The sequence below is a fragment of the Candidatus Zixiibacteriota bacterium genome (assembly GCA_034439475.1).
In the GTDB taxonomy this organism is placed as follows: Bacteria; Zixibacteria; MSB-5A5; order GN15; family FEB-12; genus JAWXAN01.
This window is the reverse complement of the sequence record JAWXAN010000050.1, coordinates 18,732-42,679: the sequence shown is the minus strand read 5'-3', so window position 1 is coordinate 42,679 and position 23,948 is coordinate 18,732. Positions and strand designations below refer to the sequence as shown.

21 protein-coding genes and 1 tRNA gene are annotated in these 23,948 nt (G+C 49.1%); 7 read left to right on the top strand and 15 right to left on the bottom strand.

Annotation, left to right across the window (positions count from 1 at the left end):
* Positions 1-246 precede the first annotated feature (246 nt).
* Entirely contained in the window at positions 247-1,599 is a 1,353-nt protein-coding gene (locus tag SGI97_07755; protein MDZ4723781.1) for an IS1182 family transposase, read from the top strand.
* Positions 1,600-1,801: 202 nt separating this feature from the next.
* Positions 1,802-3,994 (top strand): dockerin type I repeat-containing protein, encoded by a 2,193-nt coding sequence (locus SGI97_07750; protein MDZ4723780.1) that lies wholly within the window; start codon positions 1,802-1,804, stop codon positions 3,992-3,994.
* 77 nt (positions 3,995-4,071) lie between these two features.
* On the opposite strand, the gene SGI97_07745 is transcribed toward SGI97_07750, so the two are convergent.
* Positions 4,072-4,374: a hypothetical protein gene (locus SGI97_07745; GenBank protein MDZ4723779.1), complete on the bottom strand. Its 303-nt coding sequence runs from the start codon at positions 4,372-4,374 to the stop codon at positions 4,072-4,074.
* A gap of 156 nt (positions 4,375-4,530) precedes the next feature.
* Between SGI97_07745 and SGI97_07740 the strand changes: the two genes are divergently transcribed.
* Positions 4,531-5,145 carry a hypothetical protein gene (locus tag SGI97_07740; protein MDZ4723778.1) on the top strand — a complete coding sequence of 205 codons (615 nt, stop codon included), beginning with the start codon at positions 4,531-4,533 and terminating at the stop codon, positions 5,143-5,145.
* A gap of 497 nt (positions 5,146-5,642) precedes the next feature.
* Here the strand turns inward: SGI97_07740 and SGI97_07735 are convergent, their stop codons facing one another.
* Complete coding sequence (locus SGI97_07735; protein MDZ4723777.1) at positions 5,643-5,810, bottom strand: hypothetical protein; 168 nt, start codon at positions 5,808-5,810, stop codon at positions 5,643-5,645.
* Positions 5,811-6,065: 255 nt separating this feature from the next.
* Between SGI97_07735 and SGI97_07730 the strand changes: the two genes are divergently transcribed.
* From SGI97_07730 to SGI97_07720, 3 genes are all read left to right on the top strand, one after another.
* Positions 6,066-6,371: a PEP-CTERM sorting domain-containing protein gene (locus tag SGI97_07730; protein MDZ4723776.1), complete on the top strand. Its 306-nt coding sequence runs from the start codon at positions 6,066-6,068 to the stop codon at positions 6,369-6,371.
* Between the two features lie 654 nt (positions 6,372-7,025).
* Positions 7,026-8,519, top strand: coding sequence for a hypothetical protein (locus SGI97_07725; protein ID MDZ4723775.1), 1,494 nt, complete (start codon positions 7,026-7,028; stop codon positions 8,517-8,519).
* A gap of 94 nt (positions 8,520-8,613) precedes the next feature.
* Positions 8,614-9,180 (top strand): hypothetical protein, encoded by a 567-nt coding sequence (locus SGI97_07720; GenBank protein MDZ4723774.1) that lies wholly within the window; start codon positions 8,614-8,616, stop codon positions 9,178-9,180.
* Between the two features lie 298 nt (positions 9,181-9,478).
* Here SGI97_07720 and SGI97_07715 read toward each other — a convergent pair.
* The 10 genes from SGI97_07715 to SGI97_07670 all read right to left on the bottom strand — a co-directional run bounded on the left by SGI97_07715 (position 9,479) and on the right by SGI97_07670 (position 20,804).
* Positions 9,479-9,552 (bottom strand) — tRNA-Met (locus SGI97_07715).
* 388 nt (positions 9,553-9,940) lie between these two features.
* Complete coding sequence (locus SGI97_07710; protein ID MDZ4723773.1) at positions 9,941-10,177, bottom strand: hypothetical protein; 237 nt, start codon at positions 10,175-10,177, stop codon at positions 9,941-9,943.
* A gap of 539 nt (positions 10,178-10,716) precedes the next feature.
* The gene (gene lpdA / locus SGI97_07705; protein MDZ4723772.1) at positions 10,717-12,153 is read right to left on the bottom strand and encodes a dihydrolipoyl dehydrogenase; all 1,437 of its coding nucleotides are present in this window, start codon (positions 12,151-12,153) and stop codon (positions 10,717-10,719) included.
* Positions 12,154-12,396: 243 nt separating this feature from the next.
* On the bottom strand, positions 12,397-12,771 hold the full coding sequence (locus tag SGI97_07700) for a hypothetical protein (GenBank protein ID MDZ4723771.1): 375 nt from the start codon (positions 12,769-12,771) through the stop codon (positions 12,397-12,399).
* 14 nt (positions 12,772-12,785) lie between these two features.
* The gene (locus SGI97_07695; GenBank protein ID MDZ4723770.1) at positions 12,786-13,583 is read right to left on the bottom strand and encodes an inositol monophosphatase family protein; all 798 of its coding nucleotides are present in this window, start codon (positions 13,581-13,583) and stop codon (positions 12,786-12,788) included.
* Positions 13,584-13,625: 42 nt separating this feature from the next.
* Positions 13,626-15,461, bottom strand: a complete 1,836-nt coding sequence (locus SGI97_07690; protein ID MDZ4723769.1) for an ABC transporter ATP-binding protein — start codon at positions 15,459-15,461, stop codon at positions 13,626-13,628.
* Positions 15,458-17,224 (bottom strand): ABC transporter ATP-binding protein, encoded by a 1,767-nt coding sequence (locus SGI97_07685; protein MDZ4723768.1) that lies wholly within the window; start codon positions 17,222-17,224, stop codon positions 15,458-15,460. Before SGI97_07685 ends, SGI97_07690 begins: the two co-directional genes overlap by 4 nt.
* A gap of 56 nt (positions 17,225-17,280) precedes the next feature.
* On the bottom strand, positions 17,281-19,458 hold the full coding sequence (locus tag SGI97_07680) for a hypothetical protein (GenBank protein MDZ4723767.1): 2,178 nt from the start codon (positions 19,456-19,458) through the stop codon (positions 17,281-17,283).
* 151 nt (positions 19,459-19,609) lie between these two features.
* Positions 19,610-19,975, bottom strand: a complete 366-nt coding sequence (locus SGI97_07675; GenBank protein ID MDZ4723766.1) for a cupin domain-containing protein — start codon at positions 19,973-19,975, stop codon at positions 19,610-19,612.
* A gap of 43 nt (positions 19,976-20,018) precedes the next feature.
* The gene (locus tag SGI97_07670) at positions 20,019-20,804 is read right to left on the bottom strand and encodes an electron transfer flavoprotein subunit beta/FixA family protein (protein MDZ4723765.1); all 786 of its coding nucleotides are present in this window, start codon (positions 20,802-20,804) and stop codon (positions 20,019-20,021) included.
* 113 nt (positions 20,805-20,917) lie between these two features.
* On the opposite strand from SGI97_07670, the gene SGI97_07665 reads away from it, so the two are divergent.
* On the top strand, positions 20,918-21,190 hold the full coding sequence (locus SGI97_07665; GenBank protein ID MDZ4723764.1) for a hypothetical protein: 273 nt from the start codon (positions 20,918-20,920) through the stop codon (positions 21,188-21,190).
* 405 nt (positions 21,191-21,595) lie between these two features.
* Here the strand turns inward: SGI97_07665 and rnc are convergent, their stop codons facing one another.
* The 3 genes from rnc to acpP all read right to left on the bottom strand — a co-directional run bounded on the left by rnc (position 21,596) and on the right by acpP (position 23,939).
* Positions 21,596-22,345, bottom strand: coding sequence for a ribonuclease III (gene rnc / locus SGI97_07660; GenBank protein MDZ4723763.1), 750 nt, complete (start codon positions 22,343-22,345; stop codon positions 21,596-21,598).
* Between the two features lie 6 nt (positions 22,346-22,351).
* Positions 22,352-23,599: a beta-ketoacyl-ACP synthase II gene (fabF, locus tag SGI97_07655; GenBank protein ID MDZ4723762.1), complete on the bottom strand. Its 1,248-nt coding sequence runs from the start codon at positions 23,597-23,599 to the stop codon at positions 22,352-22,354.
* A gap of 103 nt (positions 23,600-23,702) precedes the next feature.
* The gene (gene acpP / locus SGI97_07650) at positions 23,703-23,939 is read right to left on the bottom strand and encodes an acyl carrier protein (protein ID MDZ4723761.1); all 237 of its coding nucleotides are present in this window, start codon (positions 23,937-23,939) and stop codon (positions 23,703-23,705) included.
* Positions 23,940-23,948: the final 9 nt, after the last annotated feature.

Here is a 23,948-nt window from a genome sequence, read left to right as displayed (position 1 = left end):
CACTGCTTGCGGTGTGATCTTTATCTTGGCGAATATCGGACGTCAGTCCGCCGCGGCGGGACTGACCTACAAATATCGTTAGTGTGGTGTCGGGCGCCCATGCTGGGGATGCTATCCCTCGCCCGACACTATGGTTGAACAGTCAGGCGGGGGCGCCTGACTGCACTTCTATTTACCCTGGATTCCCGCGTTTGGGACTGTTGCAAAAGTTCTTGATTTTATTTGGTAAATGATTTGTTTATAGTCATGCAAACAAAACGAAAACAGATACAACAACGGATGATTATTCTTCCTCCTTTGGAAGCATTTGTCCCTGTAGATCATCGCCTGCGTCGCTTACATGGCGTATTGGATGTCAGCTTCGTTCATGAAACGGTACGCTCCTCCTACTGCCAGGATAACGGTCGGCCATCGGTTGATCCCGAGGTGATCATTCGCCTGTTCGTGATTCAAGCCGTAGAGGGGATCAGCCATGTTCGTGAGCTCATGCGTCAGGTTCAGGTGAACCTGGCCTACCGCTGGTTTATCGGCTATGAACTTGACGAGGAGCTGCCGGATCATTCGACAGTGTCCCGAGCCTTTGACCGCATGGGCGACGAGGTTTTCAATAATGTATTCTCTTGCAGTATTGCCCAATGTCAGACAAGCGGGTTGATCGAGGGGAAAGTCCTGCATGTAGATGCGACGACAGTGCGGGCCGATTTAGACAAGCAGAAAGTAAACAAAGTCGACAGTCCCGATGGGGATGCCCGTTTTGGTCGATTTGGAGATGGTACGAAGCAGCCGGGCTACAAGCAGCATACGGTGGTCGATGATACCTCGCGGGTGGTGGTGGCTGTCACGGTGACGGCAGCGAATCACAGTGAGGAAGAGAGTATGCTGGGCGTCGTTGACCAGGCACGGGATCGTCTGGCTCGGACACCAGAGGTTCTGTGCGCGGATTCGGCTTATGCCAGTGCGTCCAATCAAGCTGGCTGTGAAGCGCGCGGGATACGTCTGGTTCGTCCTCCGCGGAAGCCCAAGAGCGCTATGAGCGAACAGTATTTTGGCATTGAGCAGTTTAGCTATGATGAAGAGGTCAATGAATTTATCTGTCCGGCCGGTCAACGTTTACGCTGTGTCGGTTCCTTTAGCGGTCGTCGAGAGCGACGGAAGTATCGAGCGTCGAGACATGCCTGCCGTCCCTGTGACCTGAAAGCTCAGTGTACCGTGGCGCCTCAGCGCTGTCTCAATGCCGGTGTTCATCATGGGGCTTTGGTTCGTTTATGGGCCGATAGCCTGAGCGAGAGCTTTCGCAGTTTGTATCGACGTCGTGCTCCGGTAATAGAAGGAATCTTTGCTGAGGCTAAAGAGCGACATGGATTGCGGCGTGCCTGGCGGCGTGGTCTGTCCAAGATGCGTCTGCAGTGTCTGCTGATTGCTGCGGTTATGAACTTCAAACGGGTAATTGCCCATGGTCAGTGTCCCTATGCGGCTTTGTACGCAATTCAGAGGATAATAAATGCTCTGAGACAGAATCTGGGCTCAAGACAAACGTTCCCAGGAACGGTATCGATAGATCAACAGTCCAAACGAACGATACATCCCTCACTCGCCTAAACAGGGCTTTTGCAACAGTCCCGCACGCTGGGGTGACAGAGTCGAGTGCTGAGGTGACAATGCACATCCCCCCCTGTTCAAAATCTGCACAGCTCCCTATATATCCGTAAATCCTCCGCGTACACCCTTAAGTCTGCCGCAAAACAAACGATAATCACAGGAAAGGCCCGTAAACGACAACGTACATTGCGAAGGAACCTCTATGAGAAGATTGCCGTGCCTGCCCACCTGTGGAGGATCATTCAAATTGCTTATGGTTTTTGCCACTCTGCTTGCACTCCCGGCAACGACCAATGCCATTGACAAGTCATCGCCTCGTATTCGTAAAGTTGAAAATCCACTGATAACAGACATCCGTCTCAGCCCGTCGCTTGCCACAGCCGACACCTGTTCTGTGTCTCCCAACAGCGAGATCATATACCTCATCGAAGGCTGGCTTGCGGGGGCCGAACTCTACAAATCATATATGGACCCTTCAGCGACCTGTCCAAATCCATATCCCTTTACCGTTACCGAAATTAATCTCCCCATGTCATTTGATGCCGCAACTCAGCTTGTGGTATCCGTCGATGTGGAGCTTGTCGATGATACATCCTATCCCGGGTGTCCAATTCCTGGCGTGCCTATCGCTATTTCAAAAGACTGGAGTCTCAATATCCCCGCCGGAGGCGGAATATTCAACATCTGGATTCCTCTCGACAGCCCAGTGGTAGTCAATGGCCCATTCTTTGCCGGCTTTTTTATTTCCAACACCATCAGCGCCACTGTTAATGCCGCCCTCCTTGCCGACAGCACACCCGCCGAATGCACCTCGTTCAACATCTGGGACGAAAATATTGGCTGGATAGATTTGGTCAACAACGAGTACTACAACTTTCCCGGCAACCTTGCAATGGAAGCCGCAGGCGTGCCGGGCGGTAACGGCGGAGGCGGAACAGTCCAGCCCAATCCGCAGGCTATCCTCTTGTCCCCTTCAACCAGCGCCCTTGTTCTCGGCGAAACTGAACTCTGGGCCGCAGACAGCTCCGGCTCGACAATCATCGATTACATTTCATTTTCTTATTCGTTCAATGGCCTTCCCCATGTCGAGATCGGACGCGATTACGATGGCTCATCGCCGCTACGAAGTGGGACCGCGTCGGCTGTCTCCGGAAACGGATTCAGCGTAATTTGGAACACCTCAAGTCTCGCCGAAGGTTCGTATACCCTCCGCGCGACATCGAATGACACCCTCGGACGAAGTTCTTTCTCCACCGCCGTTATCACCCTCGATCCGACTCCGCCCACACCGAGGATAACATCGCCCGACAACGCCGAAGACTTTTGCTCCCCCTTAAATATTCTGATGAACTGCAACGATGAGAACATGTCATTCATCGAACTCTATCGCAAACCCGCCGCGAATACCTATCATGCCGGTCTGACCCTCATGAATCAGTTCAGCGCCGGGGACAACAACGGCAATCCCAACGATGGCAATTTCGTTTCCAATGGCGAATTCGGCGACTTTTACAGCGGCCCGGCATCAGCCGCTATGGCCCTCAAACTTTGGGCGGGGCGAGGCTACACCGCCGTTGCCACTCAAGGCGCAACACCAATGACAATGACCGCTCTGGCTGAAGCGTTGGCTGTATCCTTCGCCACACGCGCCAAACGCGGCACCTACGACGAAAAATTTTATGCCGGCTTGGGTTCATATCTCTTCTCCAAAGGGAACCAGCTCAAAGTCGACTACAAACGCGCGCCTGGCTATTTTGACATTCGAACCTGGGTCGAAGAAGAAGAGCGCGCTGTGATAATCGGTCTGAGCGGCAATAAAGGTTTCTGGCTGGCGGTCGATGGTTTTAACGGATGGAAACAGCCCGACGGAAGCTATAAAGTGTATATTGCATCGCCGCTCACTGGCGCAATCGAGGAATTGCCTGTCAGAAATTCCGGCTCATTCAGCGAAATATATTTCAACAGCAACTGGCATAGAATCGACATCATGATATCAGTCCATGCCCCGAACTGGAGCATCACTCGTACCTTCACCAAGGCCGACCTAACTGGAAGCGATGGTTGGTCGGTGAGTTATGAACCAACTGGTCTGACCGAAAACGGACTTTACTTTTTCAGAGCCTCAGGAAAAGATTTAAGTAATTATCGCGGAACACACACTCTTTTGCTTCGCTATACCTGCGTTGGCGCATTCGCCAAAGGAGACCTCGATAATGATGGCACGGCCGATATCGGCGATCTGCTATTACTGATGAGCTATCTGACTTCGGGCGGCGCCGCGCCAGTGGGCGGGGCTTTGAGAGCCGATTGCAATTGCGATGGAATAGTTAATCTGAGCGACGCTGTCTATTATATGAATTATCTCTTTGGCAGCGCCTCAGCCCCGTGCTATTGAGATTGATTTTTATAAAAAAGCCGTCCTACCCAAAAAAGCAGAACGGCTTTTTTAAAAGTCTATTTCTGCACAACTCCTTACCGCCTTGCAACCGATGCATTGATCGCCCGTTTAGCAACCTGCGGATCTATACCGCAAATCGACGCCAGAGTCGCGATTGCCTCATCGAGCTTGCTCAGCCATTCTTTCTCGGGATATTTTGCGCGAAGGTCAGCGATGACCTCATCGGCGATAACGGTAATAGACTCCGCGAATTTCTGCCGTCTTCCGATTTTGAGAAACGGTATGACATGCTTGTTGACAAGATACGTAGCCAAAGCAAGTCCGACTGATCCAAGCAGTCCAAAAAGTGAACTCCTGTCAAAAATCGATGCGTTCATAAAATCTCCTTACTTTACTTTGTTTATTATTTCAATTCTTGTTGTTTGCCCGTGCTGTGGTGTCGGTCCGCGGACGCCCGACACTCTTAGCATACAGGGTACCCCACCGCAAGCGGTGTGGTACAAGATGATGTGCACATAATTGGAGTGCAGGTAGTGGACAGCGAAGCATTCACTTTAGAGCTGACGCAGGTTGACAGATCAGTGGCAGTTCCGGGAATTTGGCCGAAGCAGTGGTCAACGTCTGCCAACTTGGGCGACACAATAGGCATGGAAGTAGCCGTCGTCGATAAAACCGGCCAAAACTCCTTGACGATAAATACTGCAACCCTCTCAGTCTTAGCAGACTCGCAGGGAGATACACTGCCTCCCACCTCTTTGACGCTGACTGTCGACAGCTCGGCGTCTGCCGGTGAGGCAGCAGTGATACGCATGGAAGGCATCTTGGGTGTGTCTTCGCACGTGGGCATCTACTTGGGCAATCTAATCATCTCTCTGCCCCAAGCAATTTTAACCTGTCCAATTTCTGTCAACGTGAAGAATCTAAGCTGTTGCATTGCAAGCGCTGGCAACGTCAACTGCGATCCCGGCGACGGGGTCGATATTGCCGATCTTACTGCGTTGATTGATAATCTTTTCATATCCTTCGCTCCACTTTGCTGCGAGCAGGAAGCCAACTGCGACAATATTGGCGGCGTCGACATCGGCGACCTGACAGCATTGATTGATCACCTGTTTATCAGCTTAGCTCGGACTGCGACGTGTCAGTAGACTCTCATTCTTTTCAACGACCGTGGGCCATTCCTCATCCGGAGCGGCCTTCCCTTTTATCTGAGCCTATACAAGAGATGAGTGATCAAGAAAAAGAGCCAATTCACATAGAAAGCGAATTGGCTCGATAAGGAGCGGAATTTAGTTTGGACTGGTCAGCAATCTACCTGCTCGTAATTCCAGATTAACCCGGACATCTACGTGGGCATATTGCCTGGCCTGTGCGGTAAAGCCCTGTAACATGCCCCATAACGTGGTCACGTTTTCACCCTCTTGAATGCCGGTCGTCCAGGCGTGACCTACACTCTTAACTAACTGTCCACGAAATCGTGGGAAGGTCAGCGAGAGTCTCTCCAATCGGTGTGCTCATGGCCCTTGCAACGGTGTCCGTGATTCGGTCATTATTGCCCCGACTTTCTACGAATCTGTTGAGCATTGGCATGGCCTGCTCGGAAAAGCGCTCAGGAGCCCATTTCCGATGGACAATCCGCAGCTCCTCAACTTGTTCTGCGCCCCACACGATATGGTTGCCGCGGATGGACATCCTCCGCGCGTACTGTTTCCGACGGATTGACGATTGTATTGATGCGTGAGATGAGTGCCTTAGGCATCTGTTCATTCGGCTCGGCAAGTTGGGCAATCAGCTTTCCAATACCTGTTTTCATTTTTTCCTCTCTTGCAGGTGAGTTATGTCGCATGGAAAGGATTTCCGTTTCTGAATCACTGGTGATTTACTAGTAAAATTGCGCAATGGGTTGCTGTCTGTTTCTACTTGTATGAGCGGTTGCAATTGTCGATTTTGACTCTGTAATCGGCTCATTGATAGAAGGATATCTGCGCGGGAAAAAATTTGGCATAACCTTTGCTTTACGATGTATCGAGCACAAAGTGCATTGATAATGACTGAAAGGAAGATCTAAATGGTCACGTACAAACGTCAGAATAGGATTCAAATTTATTGGCTGGTAGCCCTCGTTGTTTTTGTCCTGACTATGACTAGCACATGGGATGATGTATACGGTGTCGGCAACCCGAGTAATGTTGTGGACACGACGAAGACCTCAAACGGAAGTGAAAGCCTTCCTAAGGGCAGCACAAATCCGCCTTATGAAACGCCCGGAGAACCGGTTTCAGGGGTACCCGAGCCGGCTACCTTGATTTTATTGGGAAGTGGATTGAGCGCGATTTATCTGTATGGCCGCAATCGGAATAGATTGAAAAATTAGCGATTCCCAACCCCTTCTCTCTGGCGCTTCTTGAGTGATATTTGTCTCAGGGGAGCGTTTTTTTTGGCGGAGCGGGAGAACACTTAGTCTTTGCCGGAATTAAAGCGGATCAACTGATTCCAGTTTATAACTCCGCCGTCGCAAAAACGATTCACAAAGTCGGCGGTCAATGTATTGAGGTTTTCAATATAAAGTCGCTTCGCCTCTTCATTGCGTTCTAATGCTAAGTGACCCAAGGGCTCAATAATGTCCCGGTACAACTCCTCATTGCCTCCGAAGATCAACTCCCAAAATCTCTGACCACATAATCTCTCATGAGTGCCTTTTCTGGAGCGTTTGGGCAGCAATTCGTATTTACCATTGTTTTACCTCGGAAATTGTAAATCAGAGGGGGGGTAAAGTAAGCACACCATTGAATGTGGTGCAGACCGGGGATGGCCAGCACGTTTATTGACCCTGGATTCTCCGCCATTGGCGGACTGGAATGACATTATCGGGTATGCCATTATAAAAAAGACCCCTACACGACGTTCTTCCAAAAAGTGCTTAATAATGGCTGGTTTGCCGGTATTGATTTACCTTGAATTAGAATCAACATCCCCTTATATTCTTGGCTGATTATAGATTATGATGCCCCGACCGATAATACGAAGAATGACCAGCCGCCGAATCGCCCGACTTATATTTCCACTGATAATTGCCGCTCTCGCACTTACATCGTGCGCCGACAATTATGCAGTCCGTCTTCGCTATGCCGCAGAGAAGGAACTGTTTGATATTGAGAAAGATGTCAATAAGACAAGTATCAAACCAGAGCTCAATGATCCGGCATTTTTTAAGGAGATTCGCACGCGTTACGGCAGCCTCCTCGATTACTGCTATTCCGCGCTTGATTCGATAGACCCGCAGAAATATCCCGAAGAAACAAGCAATCTGTACCAACTGACCTACAGCGCGGCGACCCGACTGTCGCAGTTCTATTATGCCGCTGAGCAGTTTGATACATGCGCCGTCATTATAGACCGGCTCATGCGCGAGATTCGCATTAACGAATCGGGACAAATGAACAACTACTACAATCTTGGCCGAGCCCTCCAGGCCTCGGGCAAATGGGACAGCGCGCTGGTTGTCTATACGGCCGCTATCGAGAAGTTCAATCCGCCCATCGATGCTGACGGCGAGATCATGTTCAGGCTCTTTAATATTCCAATGAATATTTACGAGGTCGCCCAGACCAGCCGCGATGTCGAGCAGAACGCATCGGCCTTTACTCAGGCGGAATACTACTATCAGGATATTATCAGCCGCTATCCCGGGGAGAAGATCGCATTTGCATCCTATGCAAACCTTGCCAAATTATATAACGACTCAAAGATGTGGCGTGAGGCGGTCTATTCCCTGAGCCATCTTACTGACACAGCTGGATTTGTGTTCGTGAACGCGCAGATGCAAATCGCTGATATTTATGCCATGCAGTTGAAAGTCTTCGATACCGCGCTCATGAAGTATGACGAAATTGACGCCAAACTAACGGGAAATGACACCCTCTACCGTCCGACAATTTTTTACAAGAGGGCGGTGGTTGCTCTTAATCAGAAACGGTTTGCCGACGCCCGGGCCATGCTGGTTCAACTTGAGCATCGCTACCCGGGCTATTTTGCCGGAAATCCTTCGGCACAGCAGGCGAAGGCGCGAACTTTTGAATTAGAAGACAACTGGGAGCGGGCAGAAGGGGAGTATCGATTTCTTATCGAAAAATACCCCGACGCGCCTGAAGCAATGTCCACGTTGCTTTTTCTCGCGCAACACTATGCCGACAAAGGGCTCAATCTTGAGTCTGATAAATGGTACAATCGGGCCGAAAAGCATTTTGATGAAATTGCCGCCATTCATTCCGGAACAGCCAAAGAGGCAACCGCGCTTGTGTTTAAAGCCGAGTTATTCCGGCAGAAGCGTAACTGGCTTCAGGCCGCAGAAACCTTCAAGCGTATCTTCACGAGCTTTCCAAGGACTGAGCCCGGCAGACAGGCTATTGTAACGGCCGCGCAAATCTATCGCGACAAACTCAACGATCCTGTTACGGCTGAGGCACTTATGGAGGAGTTAAAACGGAGTTTAATGACTGTCGATGAAAACTCGGATATTTAGGATCTAAGTCGTTCGAATTAGGTAAAAGACGTAGCCGATGCACTCCACTATTAAAAAGAAGAGAGCCGGCAAAGAGGACATTTTTGGAGGTTACATGAATCGGTTTATTGTTACACTTTTCGGGATTGTTGCGTTTGTGGTTGCGCCAAGCATTATCAGCGCGCAAATTGATCCGTTTGGCAAAACGGACACGGTCTTTGCGGATCTTGCCAAAATCGATGACCGCAACTGGTCGATCACGATTTCATATACGAATGACGAGCCGATTGTCGGTATGTCCGTCCCATTCAAAATGACTGCTGGCCTTAATCGCATTACGGCCGACTCGGCGATTTGGACAGGTGGACGAGTGTCGCATTTTGAGATGAAAGCATTTAGAGCCGATACCGCGATCCAGTGTGTCACGCTTGGATTGATAGCGACTTTGGGTTCAACGAAAGCGAGACTTGCGGCGGGCTCAGGTCGGCTTGTGACTATATACGTATCGTCCATTGAGGACAAACCGATCACGAGTCTGAGTATTGATACCGTGACCACCAATCCAGATAATTCTCTGCTGGTAATAGCCGAGGCCGTGCAGGGAATCGCTCCGGATACGGTGAAGGTCGAGATGAAGGATCGGCAGATTGTCCCGGCCTGGGTGGTAAGAAAATCGCAGTAGGCTAATGTACTAAGATTTGTGTGTGACCGCCGTAGAGATACGGCGGTTTTTTTTGCTTGGGGGGGGAGTAGTTGCAAGACGAATAAGCTAGTGCACGAGGGACGCACACCAGCACATTGAATCAACTACATGGAGGGCAGGCACAGGGGCCTGCCCCTACGGAATAATATGCATTGTTTAGTTGGGATTGGTTCTGCTGTAGGGGCAACCCCCAGTGGTTGCCCATTTCATCCCTTCATTGCGGGCCGCCACGGCGAGGTACCCATCTCAGGAAATAAGGCGGACTACTTAAAACAAATAGCGGTGCAGGGACTCGAACCCCGGACACGCGGATTATGATTCCGCTGCTCTAACCAGCTGAGCTACACCGCCATATTTAAGACATTTGCAGAGTATCGAATCTAAGAAAATTAGGGGGCAAGTCAAGCAGTTGTTTGGAGCGGTTCAGTCAGGGCGCCCTCATTTGGCGGACGACCGCGAACTGGTAGGGCTGGGGGCCATCTTCTCTTAGTTCTTGTACCACACTCCCGACATTCGTCGGGACAATGTGATCTTGATCTTCGTGCAGGCCAGAGACGGCCTGCACGAAGATCAAGATGGTTTCCAGCTTTCCCGCCACATCGGGCAGGGGCAGGAAAGACAAGAAAAGGGCAACCGCGGTGGACCGACACCTAGCCGAAATCCAAGATTTCTGAATTAGTCGTGGTGCATAACGACTTCAAGCCCGCACGTGCTGGAATGGACATCCGCCACTTACTAGCTATTTCCGCTTTCTGTTTATTTTGTAGCCTATTAGTTTAGATCCATCAGCCATTCTCTCGAAAAGCTCTGTATTCCTGCCGGGATTGCCTATTCTATGCTTTGGAAGAAATACACTGTATGTATTTTCAGCATACCCGGGACAGGCGTCACGGACATCATTCGGCATGAACGGTTCTAACAATTTTTCTTCTTTTACAGCCCTGAAAATCTCATTGAAGAAAGCTCCTGTGGCCATCTGCTTACCCTCCTTTGCGATATTACATTACCACAGTGATTTGGTTTTTTATTTGCAGGCAAAAAAGTCTGTCCGCAAAATTGTCTTGTCACACTATACTTTTCAAACGGCTGAAATGTTCAACAGAATCTAAAAAAATAAAATTTATTTTGAAGAATAACAAGAAAAAGGAGTTCCCCCTCACAAGGAACTCCTTCATCTCCACCTCTTAAATACTCTGAACCGCCATTCAACGTATACTTAAGAGTAACTAACGCAGACCAATTACAATCAATATGCATGCCAACTCACAAAGCAAAGCCCGCAAATACCTGAAAGGCAAAACAGGCCAAAGACTTATAGGAAATACTGACAGCTCATGTATTTAGACCTTTAGATAATGACGCACAGTCTGCGTCGACACACACACAGTAAGGATGTCGTCAAAAACAGTTATATTATTGTTGCAAAATAACTTATACAGAATAAGGAGACTCGCAGAAAATGCGACTCGCTCTAAGTAGTTATTGTAAGTACGCGCTTTATGCGCCAAATTTGAATTATATCTTCTTTTTAGCCAAATGCACCGACATCCCATGCAGATCATGCGCCGCTTCCATTATCGCTTCGGATATAACCGGATGCCCGAATATCATATTTCCAAGCTGGGTCACGGTCAAACCTTGCCGCACTGCCAATGCCGCAACATGGATTACCTCGGCGGCATGAACGCCTATAATGTGGACGCCGAGAATCTTGTCGGTTTTTTTGTCCCCCACAATTTTGACCTCTCCGGCAATCTCGTTTTCGGCATGGGCCTTCCCAAGAGCGCGAAGCGGGAACTTGCCGACCGTAACATCGTGCTTTTCAGCCGCCTTGGCTTCGGTCAATCCGACCGAGGCGACTTCAGGATGGGTAAAAATGACCGACGGCCAGCCCAAATAATTGGCCGACGCCTTTTCACCTAAACAGTTGTCCACAGCAACCATGCCGTCATGGACAGCGGTGTAGGCCAGCAGGATCTCGCCCCGGACATCGCCAATGGCATAAATATTCTTCACATTTGTCTGCATATCGGCGCCAGTCTTAATTGAGCCATTTTTATTTCTCTCGACACCAATCTCATCGAGGCCGAGATCTTCGGTATTAAAAGCGCGGCCAACAGAGACCAGAGCCTGATTGGTTTCGATCGACTCACCGCTTGAGAGTTTGGCGATAATTCCCTGCGGCCCGGGTTTAATGGATTCTACTTTGGTTTTGGTGAAGATTTTGACATTCTGTTTTTTCATCTCACGTTCAAGAATCTGGGAGCTGTTGACCTCTTCGGTCGGGAGGCAGTTATCCAGCATTTCGACGACGGTAACTTCGACATCGAGAAGCGAGAGCATACAGGCCCATTCGCAGCCAATCACGCCGCCGCCGATAATCAAAATAGATTTGGGCAAATTCTGTAATTCAAGGAGATGGTCTGAGTTGAGGATGCGTTTACCATCGAAGGGAAAGGCCGGAAGGGTCATCGCGCGCGATCCGGTTCCGATGATAATATTGTCGGCTTTGATTTTGGTTTCGGTCCCGTTGTCGGCAAAAACGGTGACTTCAGATTTGCCGCTGATTTTCCCATAGCCGTTATAATGAGTGACACCGTGGGATTTAAATAATGAGCCGATACCGCCTACCATGGTGCTGACGACTTTGTCTTTCCGTTTTCTCATTTCGAGCCAGTCGTAAACCGGCGGCGCGGAAAGTCTGATGCCGAAGCTATCGGCATGTTTCATCTTATCATACTGAGCGGCTGAGGCAATAAGGGCTTTGGATGGGATGCAGCCGCGATTGAGACAGACTCCGCCCAACTCGCGTCCTTCGATGACTGCGACTTTGGCCCCTTTCATTGCGGCACGAATACCCGCCGTGTAACCGCCCGGCCCGGCGCCTATGATAACTATATTGAACTGATCGATGACAGACACTCCTTCGGAAAAAACATTCTCAATAATCAAGGACTAATGTAGTCGATTTCGGTGCGTGGTCAAGTTGCAATCGGGGATAAAAATAGCGTGGCACGTTGAAACGGAGTTTCGCTGTTGCGTCAGGGCATTCACCTATATCATTGCGTGCGCAAGGATATAGGTGAATGCCCTGACGCAACAGGCGAATCCATACAAGAAATATCACCCCGACGCTATCCGAACACCAGTTTCGTCAAGATCGAAGAGTTCGACTTTACGGCATAACAGAGCCAACTAAAAGCCAAATGAGGAAGGTATTACAACCATCGTTCGTGGATGTTCCACACAGCTCTTGTATAACATTGCCAGCTTACTCTCGGCTGTCGGATGCCTAAGTTCTTCGTCCATCAAGAGATACTTTAAGGTATGCATGTCGACGGTGCTTGAATCGAAAACTTGAACATCTAATATGACATTTTGATGGATAAAATTTGTGCCGAGTATGGAATCGACTTCTAAAAACTGCATGCGGTATACTTTTTTATTATCAGCGATCATGTCCAATGTTACACGTTTACTTTTATCAGGCAGTCTAATTGAGATGATTTCGGCGTCGTGTAAAATGCCCAAAGTATCATCGTCAACAGGTAAAAGTTTTGGCTCTGGCATATTTTGCTCCCCGTCTATCTCCCCTTCAACACTGCCCGCATCTTATCATGCAAATGGCCGTTTGAAGCAAGCAGGTCATCTTTATAAATGGAATACGTTTCTGAATTGATCCGGCTGAGTTTCCCTCCGGCTTCGGTGACAATTAGAGTTGCGGCCGCCGTGTCCCACGGGTGCAGTTTCAATTCCCAAAAACCATCGACCCGTCCAGCCGCAAGCCAACACAGGTCAAGCGCCGCCGACCCGGGACGGCGGACTCCCTGAGCCTTTTTTGCCATCCGCCCAAAATAGCCGAGGTTGTTTTTTTTAGACGTTGAAATATCGTAAGCGAAGCCCGTGGCAATGAGCGCCCGTTCGAGGTTTTTCTCTTTTGAAACGGCAAGTCTGCTCGAATTCACGAACGCGCCTTCGCCCAATGTCGCGCGAAACAGTTCTTTCCGCTCCGAATCATAGACTGCCCCGACAATAATTTCGTCGTCAAATTCGAGTCCTATCGAGACACAGTAAATAGGAAAGCCATGCGCGAAATTAACAGTTCCGTCGAGCGGGTCAATTATCCATCTGAAAACATCATTCATCGGTCGCGCGCTTCCTTCTTCAGTCAGCACCCCGTGATCGGGGAATTTTTTGGCAATGCGGGATACAATAAATTTCTCAGACATCAGGTCAAACTGGGTGACCGGGTCAATTCTGCTTTTGTACGATATGTTTTTGCGTTGGCTGAATCCCTGAGCGAGAATTTTCCCTGCGCCGATTGCCGTTTTATTGGCAAATGCGGCGAGTGATTTCAGCAGTTTTCCAGATACTTCAGACATAGAAAGTAAAATACAGCATAAGAGGAGTCATTAACAGAGTAATCATCCTCGGACTTCATCAAGCGGTGTTGATGGGACTCCCCTGGCGGCAATTGCGTTCTTTTTGTACTGCATCTGATAGAGCTTATAGTACAGCCCCCTCTGCGCCAATAATTCATCATGTCGTCCCATTTCGCGAAGCTGACCATGGTGGAGGACGATAATTTTGTCGGCTTTCTCAATAGTCGAAAGTCTATGCGCGATAATAATACTCGTTCGCCCTTTAAGAAGTTCTTCGAGGGCTCGTTGAATCAACTGCTCAGTTTCGGTATCGACCGAGGATGTAGCTTCATCGAGAATCAGAATCGGCGGGTCGAAAGCCAGCGCACGGGCAAAAGACAACAACTGTTTTTGGCCGGTAGAAAGAGTCGCGCCACGCTCCTTGATTTTTGTAGCCAGCCCATCCGGCAATTCATCCATGAACCGGCCATAGCCAACCCGCTCAAGAGCCGTCTGAATCTGCTCATCGGTTATCTCTTCGTTACGAAGGCGCACATTACCGGCGTAGTCACGGCTGAACAGAAAAACATCCTGCAAAACCAACCCAAGGCGCGAGCGCAGTTTATCGACTGGCAGTTTGTTGATTTCTATGCCATCGAGTGAAATCGAGCCTTTTTGGTAATCATAGAAACGATAGAGCAATGAAATGAGTGAACTCTTCCCGGCTCCAGTTGCGCCGACAATTGCCACCTTCTCGCCCGGTTCAACGGTAAAGCTGACATCACGGAGCACCCAATCGGTATCGTTGTAGGCAAACCAGAGATTTTTGACTTCGAGCTTCCCCTGCAATTTTTTGTCAGCATGGCTTTCTGTCGTGGTTGTTGACGGCTCGGCTATGGCTGGAGCCGTGTCCAGCAATTGAAAGATTCGTTCCGATGAGGCCATTGATGACTGCAGAATATTATATTTATCCGACAAATCCTGTATGGGACGATAGAACATTTCAACGAGGCGAATGAAGGCAGCAAGTTCGCCCCATGTCAGCAGACCTTGATTGATATTCATACCCCCTTTGTATAGCAGCAGGACAACCGACAGAGTACCGATAAAACCAACCGTTGGATAGAAGATGGCATAATATGTCACCGAGCGGAAATGTTGGGTCTGTAGATCACGATTGATCGAATCAAACTTCTCAAATGTCCTTTTTTCACGGGTAAAGAGCTGGACAATCTTAATCCCGGTGATATGCTCCTGAGTGAAGGAATTGAGACGGGCAAGTTTTAGGCGCACTTGACGGTAGGTCTCGCGGACTTTTTTGCGGAAGATGGTTGTGGCAATAAGCAGTAGCGGCAGGGCCAGAAAGGTCCACAGCGCAAGTTTCCAGTCATAATAGAGCAGGGCGCCGATAATCAGCACGAGCATGAAAATGTCGCCTATAATAGTAACTACCCCAGACGAGAACATTTCATTGAGCACATTGACATCGTTAGTGACACGAGTCAACAGCCTTCCCACCGGATTTTTGTCGTAGTAGCCGAGATGCAGTTTTTGCAGGTGACTGAAAACCTGACGGCGAATATCGTGCTGGACTTTTTGCCCCAGCCACATTGTAAGCAGAGTTTCCGAGTATGATGCGATGAAAGTCATGAGCATGACGCCAAAAAAGAGAAGGGTAATCCCTCCAAGCCCCTCGAGGTCCTTTGGTACAATAAACCGATCGATTGCCTGTTGAATCAAAATAGTCTGGTATAATTGCAGAGCTGTTCCGGCCAAAAGCAGAACAATCGCAACTCCGACGGTGAGTTTGTATGGCCGGAGATAGCCCAGCAGTCGGCGCATCAAGCGGCTGTCGTAGGCACGCCCAAGCGCTTCTTCGTCGTGGTGGTCGCTGCTCATTCCAATGTCTCCAGTTCCTTGGCCATCAATTGCGAACGGTAGAGCGCAGCATAGTAACCATCGACGGCTATCAATTCATGATGGCCTCCGCGCTCGGCGATTTTACCGTCTTTGAGGTAAATTATCTGGTCGGCTTCTTTGACCGATGAAACGCGGTGCGAGATAATGATCGTCGTGCATTTTTCATCGCGGATATGGATCCGGCTGTTTATTTGGTCTTCGGTCTCGGTGTCGACCGACGATGTGGCGTCGTCCAAAACAAGCACCGCCGGGTCAATTAACAAAGCCCTCGCGATTGCTGTGCGCTGTTTTTGACCGCCAGAAAGGGTAATGCCGCGCTCGCCGATAATAGTGTCGTATCCGCGTGGAAAGGTCTTAATGTCTTTTGACAGAGCCGCCATTTCCGCCATTTCGGTAACTTTTGAAAGGTCGGAATCATCGCGCCCAAAGCGGATATTATCAGTGAGGCTGTCTGAGAATAAAAATGACTCCTGTGTGGCAAAACCCACTCCACTTCGCAGGGCATGCAGACTCCAGTCGTTGATATCGACCCCATCGATAAATATCTGTCCGCGATGAACCGGATAGAGCCGCCCGAGAAGGGATACGAGCGTTGTCTTGCCCGACCCAGTCATGCCGACAATTCCGATTGTTTCGCCGGCTTTAATTGTCAGGCTGATATCATTGAGGATTATTCGATCGTCATAGCTGAATGTAAGATGACGAATTTCGATATCTCCGCGCATTGGCCCTTTATGGCCATTGTCAAGGGCCGGAATATCGGGCTCGGTGTGGAGTATCTCATTGATACGGTCAAGCGAAGCTATTCCGCGCTGATACAGGCTAATCACCCACCCGACCGCAATAATCGGCCAGAGAAGCATGTTCAAGTAGACAAAAAAGGCGACCAGCGAACCGAGTGACATCTCGTTGTTGATAACTCCCTTGCCGCCGAAATAAAGCACAGTCAAAACCAACCCAGCCCCGACAAAAGCAATCATGGGATAGAAGGTCGCCATGAGTTTGCCCATATCCATATTGAGGTCGAAATATTTCAGTGACATTCCGGCAAAATAATTGAATTCTTTGTTCTCCTGACGATACGCCTTGACTACTCGCACACCGGCAAGGTTTTCCTGCGCCGCGGCGGTCAAATCGGCAAAATGTTCCTGGATTTTGATATATCGCTTATGCGAGAGTGTCCCCAAACGGTTGACTACAATCGGCAAAACCGCGGCCGGAATGAGCGCATAGAGGGTCAGTTTCGGCGAAAGGGCAATCATGAAGGCGAGCGCGACTATAACAGTGATAATCGTATTGGACATCTGCATAATACCCGGGCCGACCATCATACGCACGGCTTCGAGGTCATTTGTCAACCTTGCCATAATATCGCCAGTACGGTTGTTGTCATAATACGACGGCGACAGTTTCAACAGGTGATTGACCATTTCGCCTCGAAGTTCGTATTCCAATTTGCGGGACATCCAGATAATTGTCCGCCTCATCAGATACCTAAAAAAACCGGACGAGGCCGCAAGGGCAATCATGAGCAACAGATAGGGAACAACTGTGCTGATAGCCTGATTCTGCTCGAGCATGTCATAGATAATTTTAATAATATAGGGGGTTGTAAGCCCGAGGACGTTCGAGAGAATAACGGCAACTGCGCCAAAAAGGAGATAGCCCCGGTATTGCCTGAGATATTTAAATATTACTGTAAATCGTCCCGCTTTCGAGCGGGTATCAGACGAAGATGACATATCCTGCTTTTCCAACTGGTTTCTCTATTATCAGGCTATTATAACAAAAAGAAATCTCAGTAGTTCAGAATATTGGACAATAAGTGAATGGCTTCGATATTGAGTTGGGAGATCATCTCCAGCAGAGGAAGTCCGCAATAAATTACCTGTCCATTCCCTAACCGTGAGACCGCAAGCAGTGCGGCACCCGATTCAGTGGCGTAGATGACTTCGGCCGGTGATAGTCGTGCCGCAGACATAAGTGTCTTGCCCGAGAAACCAGAATAGAGAATCTTATCAACAATCATATTTGGTTTTGTCAGAAGAGCAGCTTCGGGAAGTCTGTTCCTTATATTAGCCGATGAGGGCCTTTCGGGCGATGGAGCAAATGAAAACGGCAAAAGTCCACGCGGGAGTTCTTCGGATTGGCCGAAAATCAGAAGCGTACCACCGGCATGAACAAAATCTGTAATTCGATCCGAGACCAATTCAAGCGATGGATAGTCCCTAATGGCTCCTGAGCCTATAGCGATGACCGAGTAGGCATCAAGGTCGGCAGTTAGTAACCCGCGGTCGGTCAAGGGCTGAAATCCGGCATCAGTCATGCGGAGGATGTCTTCGAGAAGTCCGAGTGAATCAGGCAGGAAAGCAATTTTGCGGGTTGGATTTATAGCGCATTCGGCAATTCGTATCAGCCCGGTGTCGGTCGAGACATTTCGGTTATCTGCTGTTAGTGTGATAACGCCTTGCTGAATTCCCAGGGCAAAAAGGTTTGAAACGCTGAACGGAATATCAATGCTCTCATATACTGAACCCTTCTCGAGCATTATATCCTGTTTGTAGGCTCCGGCGAAGAGCCCCGTCGGCGTTTCGAGGGTCAATTTCACCCGGCCGGAAAACTTCGGCGGTTTTGTCAGCATGACCCGCCAGTGGAGCGGGCTGACAACTTTGTCGACATTGATCCGCGCCACCGGATCTACAAATGAAAAGCTTGGAACGAACTGAATCGAAAGCTCCGGTGTGACAAATAATGGGCGAGTCGAAAAAACCGTCAACGGAATCTGCAAATAAACAAGTTCTGCGCTAAATTTCAGCGATTCCGGCATCGATGACTGCAATCGCGACGGGTCAATGTCCACCAGATACTCACGCACAAAGGTCTGGTGTGGAGTAACAGTCCGAGGAACGGAATCAAGAACAACAATGGAGCTGTCCCAATAGGGATGGAAGCGGATTGTGGATAACTCAACCTCGGTTGGCCCGGTTACAGATAACGCGGAAATTAATTTGACAACCGGACCATCGGGTGAATCTCTCAGAACTATTTCGCCAGAATATGATAACCCGACTTCTGCCTGAACTGCCCGCTCCGCTTTTGCAACAAGTGATGACAAATAACCGATGAATTCCTGATGTTTCGAGATTTTTGCATCGGTAAGAATCTGCTCCTGAAGCGCGAGCAACTCTTTGTAGCCCTTAACAGACGATGTCACGCGTGTCAGACCGGCCGCCTTGTCGGCGTGGCTCATGAGCGATATATAATTTCTGGCTTGTCGGATGGCTACTTCTTTGACCCCGTCATCTTTTAGAAGCGTATCAAGGAGTGAAACAAGCCGAAATGTACTCATCCCGGACAGGAAATCCGGACCAGAGGGGAGAATTTGATTACCCGATTCCATAAATTGGTATCGCGATGTTCGCCGGTTTTCAACGCCTGCGGCATCGTCCGCAAGCTTCAGTTGGGGAATCTCTGAAATCATACGCTCGCGGTATCTCAGCTCAAATTCTGCAAGATTAATGACAATTCCGGCGGGCTTTATCGAGTCCGAAACATCCAACTGCTCATATATTTTGCTGGTAGAGAAAATAGTATTTACCCGCTCAGTCTTTGTCCTAATAGCTTGAATGATTGGAGCGTTAGTATTCACACTAAATAAGACTATGTCGGGTGGGCGGGGCCGAAATATACTGCTTAGCAGGCTGTCGTATGAAGCCGCAGCCGATACGTTCTCATTGATAGTATATGTGTGATGGAAAATCTCCTTATCAGGAATTTTCGACGTACTGACGCCACTATTTTGACCTGAGCCTACCCTCACCAGATATATTGTCGCGCCGTATTCCTCGTTCAGATAATAGAGAACCGGCCAGTCGATATCAGCAGGCTGGTCATAAACATAGAGCACACGAATATCACTAAGGGCGTATCTGATGGCATCGGCATAAGCATTTTGTGTAAATAAGACAGCCGCCAAAACGAGGCTTGTGAAGAATAAGGGCAAAGAACCGATTCGGCGCCAGAGTCGGGAAAAGAGCAAATACATATCGGGAATATATTGTGTTTATAGTGACTATGTCAAAATTGAAACTGGCCCGACCCAGTAAGTTCTTGGGCCAACCGACTATTTATTCGAGGATTATCTCATCGTTGGCATTCCAAGCCGGGTCAACAATACAGAGGAAGGTTAGTTTATCGCTCCCGATATTTTTAATCCATTGAGACGACCCGGGCGGAATATGAATGCAGTCACCGGCTGTGACAACGGCCGTTTCTTCATTAATATGCATCTCCCCTGTGCCTGACAGGATATAGTAGACTTCGTCGGTCTTCATCCGGTGTTTGCGGGATTTAGTCCCGTGAGTCAACGAGGCGTGGGCCAGCGAGTACCCGCCATGAAAGCCCGATGTTCGCTTTGGATGAAGGAGTTCGCGGAGATTGGTGCTATCCCCGGCGACAATGAGTTTGCAGTCAGAAAGTTTGCGAATTCGCATTGATAGTGTGTCGAAAATTAGAGAATCAGGAGGTCGACGACGTCTAAATTACCTGATTCTCCCTCAGCTTATTGAAAAGCTTGTCGGCTATTTCCTCAGGCGAAGCCCCTTCGATCATCTCTCCTTTAGAACGAGGCGCCGGCGGGGAAACTTTGAGCGTTTTGGTCTGTGAATTAGCTCCGATGCCGTCTTTGGTCAAGCCAAGGTCAGCGGCCGACCATTTAACAATCTCTTTTTTCTTGGCGGCCATCTTCCCTTTCAACGAAGGCAAACGCGGCTCATTGATTTCTTTTACCACAGAAACTACTGCCGGCAGGGGAAGCTCAACAATATCATAGCCGTCTTCGGTCGTTCGATAGACCGTTACTTTGTCCGCGGCTGCCGATTCAAATTTTTTGACAAACATCGCCTGCGGCAAATCCAGCGCGGCGGCGACCGCTGAAGGAACCTGCGAGGAATCAGCATCGACAGATTGTTTGCCGGCCAGCACAAGGTCAAAGTTTCCAAGTTTCTTAAGTCCTGCGGCAAGTATTTTCCCAACAGCTTGTGGATCGGAGCCAAGGAATAGCTCATCGTTCAATAAATAGGCGTCGTCCGCGCCGAGGGCAAGACAATCACGAAGGGCCGATTCGGCTCGTTCGCTTCCGAGCGACATCACGATGCATTTACCATTGGTCTTCTCCCGAAGTCGAAGTCCCTCCTCGACGGCGTATTCATCGAAGGGATTGACCACACCCGGCCCCTGGGGCAGCAGAACTTGGTTGGCTGATTCATCGACTTTGATTAAGGCTATTTCAGGAACTTGTTTGACTAAGACGACGATATTCATTCGGTAATAACTCCGGATTTCAGTTCAGATCTTTTTATAACGAACACGCTTCATTTATTGAGCTCGAATATGGGCTATGAGAGGGGAAAAGTCAAGAAAACCGCGAGGTGATAATGGCCGCCTCAGAGGGTTTCAGGCATAAAAAAACTGACCCGCGTGAAGCGGGCCAGTGTTCGATTGTGTTAACAACCGATGTAACTCTTTTGAAAAAACCGCTGAACGGTTTTTGCAGCGGTAGTTACTTTCTCTTCTTGGTCGCCTTTTTGGCAGTCGACTTCTTAGCAGTCGACTTCTTAGCGGTTGACTTCTTAGCGGTTGACTTCTTGGCGGCTTTCTTTGCAGCTGGCATTGATCGTGCTCCTTTAGCAAAGCGTTTTCGTTGTTAGTCAAGTTCCGCGCATCGTCATCTTGCGATGATGACTTGCATCACCTGACCTATTACACATTCATCAGTTAATAACGATAATTATATTTAAATGTCAATAAAAAAAGTTGACATCATCAAATATTTTCTTGCAGTCAATCTACACCAACTGAACAATCAGAAGAGCGATCAGTATTACATCGCGCATTATTACACATCGATGATGAACATCTCATTTGTTCATCACGCATGCAATCACTCATGTCTACAAAGAAAAAAATCACGACATGATAATGCGCCCACCGATGATTGCTCCTATGAGAAAATAGAAATATGGAAGAGTAAATCAACAGTCATGTATCGTTGATCGCCTTATTGCGAAGGCTGAATCGGTGATGAAAATATATTGAAGGAGATTGAAAGTGAATCAGCTGCTGAGCGAGGTATATCGTTGAAGGGCCGCCGAGGCGGCTTTTTGTTCGGCTTCTTTTTTTGAAAGACCAGAGCCTTCCCCTATCTGTTCTCCGGCAATAGTCACGGCGACATAGAAGATTTTCTCATGATCGGGTCCTTCTTCGGAGACAACATCGTATCTCGGCGCGCCCTCTCCGCGTGACTGGGACATCTCGAGCAGTTCCCCTTTATAATTTCTCTGGGAGGAATCACTGATAATGTTTTCCTTGTTGGCATAAATAAGGCGGTCGATAACCACTGATGCCGCCTGGTGTCCGCCATCGAGGTAGACCGCGCCGATAACAGCCTCGAATGAATCAGATATAATCGATGCCCGTTCCCTTCCGCCAGTACGATCTTCTTCGGGCGAAAGCCTGATGAATTGATTTAAACCGGACGCTTTGGCCATTCCTGCCAGTGTAGCTTCGTTAACAAGCATGGCTTTGAATTTTGTGAGCTGACCTTCGGCCATTTCGGGGTAATCGCGATAGAGCATCTCGGCGATAACCATGCCGAGCACTGAATCCCCCAAAAATTCCAGTCGTTCGTTTGAAACTTCCTCTGTTTCGGTGACTCGCACGACCGAACGGTGGGTAAGTCCAAGCATAAGCAGGCGGGGATCGGAAAAATGATATCCGAGGATTGATTCAGCGGGCCGAAGACTTTTGAGGCCATCGGTTGGTTTGGTTCTTAGTAGTTTTCTTAAAAAGCGGCGAAGACCCATCTATCTCTAACGGGCTCCATTGACCCGACCCAATATAAGGGAAACGTTGTGACCGCCGAAACCGAAAGAGTTTGACATGCCAATATTGACCGGCCATTCGCGTTTCTTGTTCGGCACATAGTCAAGATCGCACTCGGGATCGGGATTTTCGAGGTTAATAGTCGGATGAACCATGTTCGTTTCAATACTTTTGAGAACTACAATCGCTTCGACTGCTCCAGCCGCGCCGAGCAGATGGCCAGTCATCGATTTCGTCGAATTAACCGGAATGGTGCGGGCATGATCGCCGAGCACGGCCTTGATGGCTTTGGTTTCAGCGATATCCCCAAGTCCTGTCGAGGTGCCGTGAGTATTTATGTAATCGATGTTATTACCTTGAAGCCCTGCATTCTTGATTGCATTCTCCATCGCCTTGCGCGCCCCTATTCCTTCCGGGTGCGGCGCGGTCATATGATAGGCATCGGCCGTCATACCTGCCCCGAGTATTTCGCCGTATATTCTGGCTCCCCGTTTTTTGGCATACTCATATTCTTCAAGAATCAGAATGGCTGAACCTTCGCCCATAACAAAGCCATCGCGTTCGGTATCAAAAGGCCTCGATGCCCGGGCGGGGTCATCGTTGCGCGTTGACATTGCTTTGGCCTGGCAAAATCCTGCCATTGAGGTCGGCGTGATTGTCGCCTCGGCTCCGCCAGTTACCATAACATCGGCTTCACCCCGTTGAATGATACGATAGGCATCAGCGATGGCATGGGCCGATGAAGCACAGGCCGAGACAGTTGCATAGTTTGGTCCGCGGAAGCCAAAACGCATGGAAACAAGCCCCGCGCTCATATCAATAATCATCATGGGAATAAAGAAAGGGGACACCCGGTCGGGTCCGGACGCCATAAGACGGGAATGCTGGTCCTCAAAAGTGGAGATACCGCCTATACCCGATCCAATAACAACGCCGCACCTGTCCAAATCAAGAGATGAAACATTCAGACCGGAATCTGCGATTGCCTGAACGCTTGTGGCGACGGCATACTGGGCCGAAAGGTCCATTCGGCGGGACTCTTTTTTGTCCATCGTCTCGCCAGCATCGAAGCCTTTTATTTCGCCAGCGATACGCGTCGGGTAGGCTGAAACGTCGAACCGCGTAACTGGAGCAATACCGGATTCGCCCGCAAGAAGACTGTTCCAAAAACTGTCAACAGTATTCCCGTTGGGAGTGAGAACACCTATTCCTGTTACTACTGCTCTACGATTCATATGTCCTTACAGACTTCGTTTTGCATCTGTTGCGCTCAGGCCGCAAACCCGTGACGAATGGTCGTACACCCTTTATGGGTGAAAAAAAACCGCGACGGAGAAGTTACTTGTCGCCGTTCTTGGTGATATAGTCAATAGCATCGCCGACAGAGACAATCTTTTCTGCGTCTTCGTCAGGGATTTCAAGGGAAAACTCTTCCTCAAGAGCCATGACCAGCTCGACTGTATCAAGCGAGTCAGCGCCAAGGTCATCAACAAATCTGGCTTTCTCGGTTACCTGACCGGCTTCGACACCGAGTTGTTCAATAATTATTTCTTTGACTCTTTCTTCAACCGACATCTTAATTCT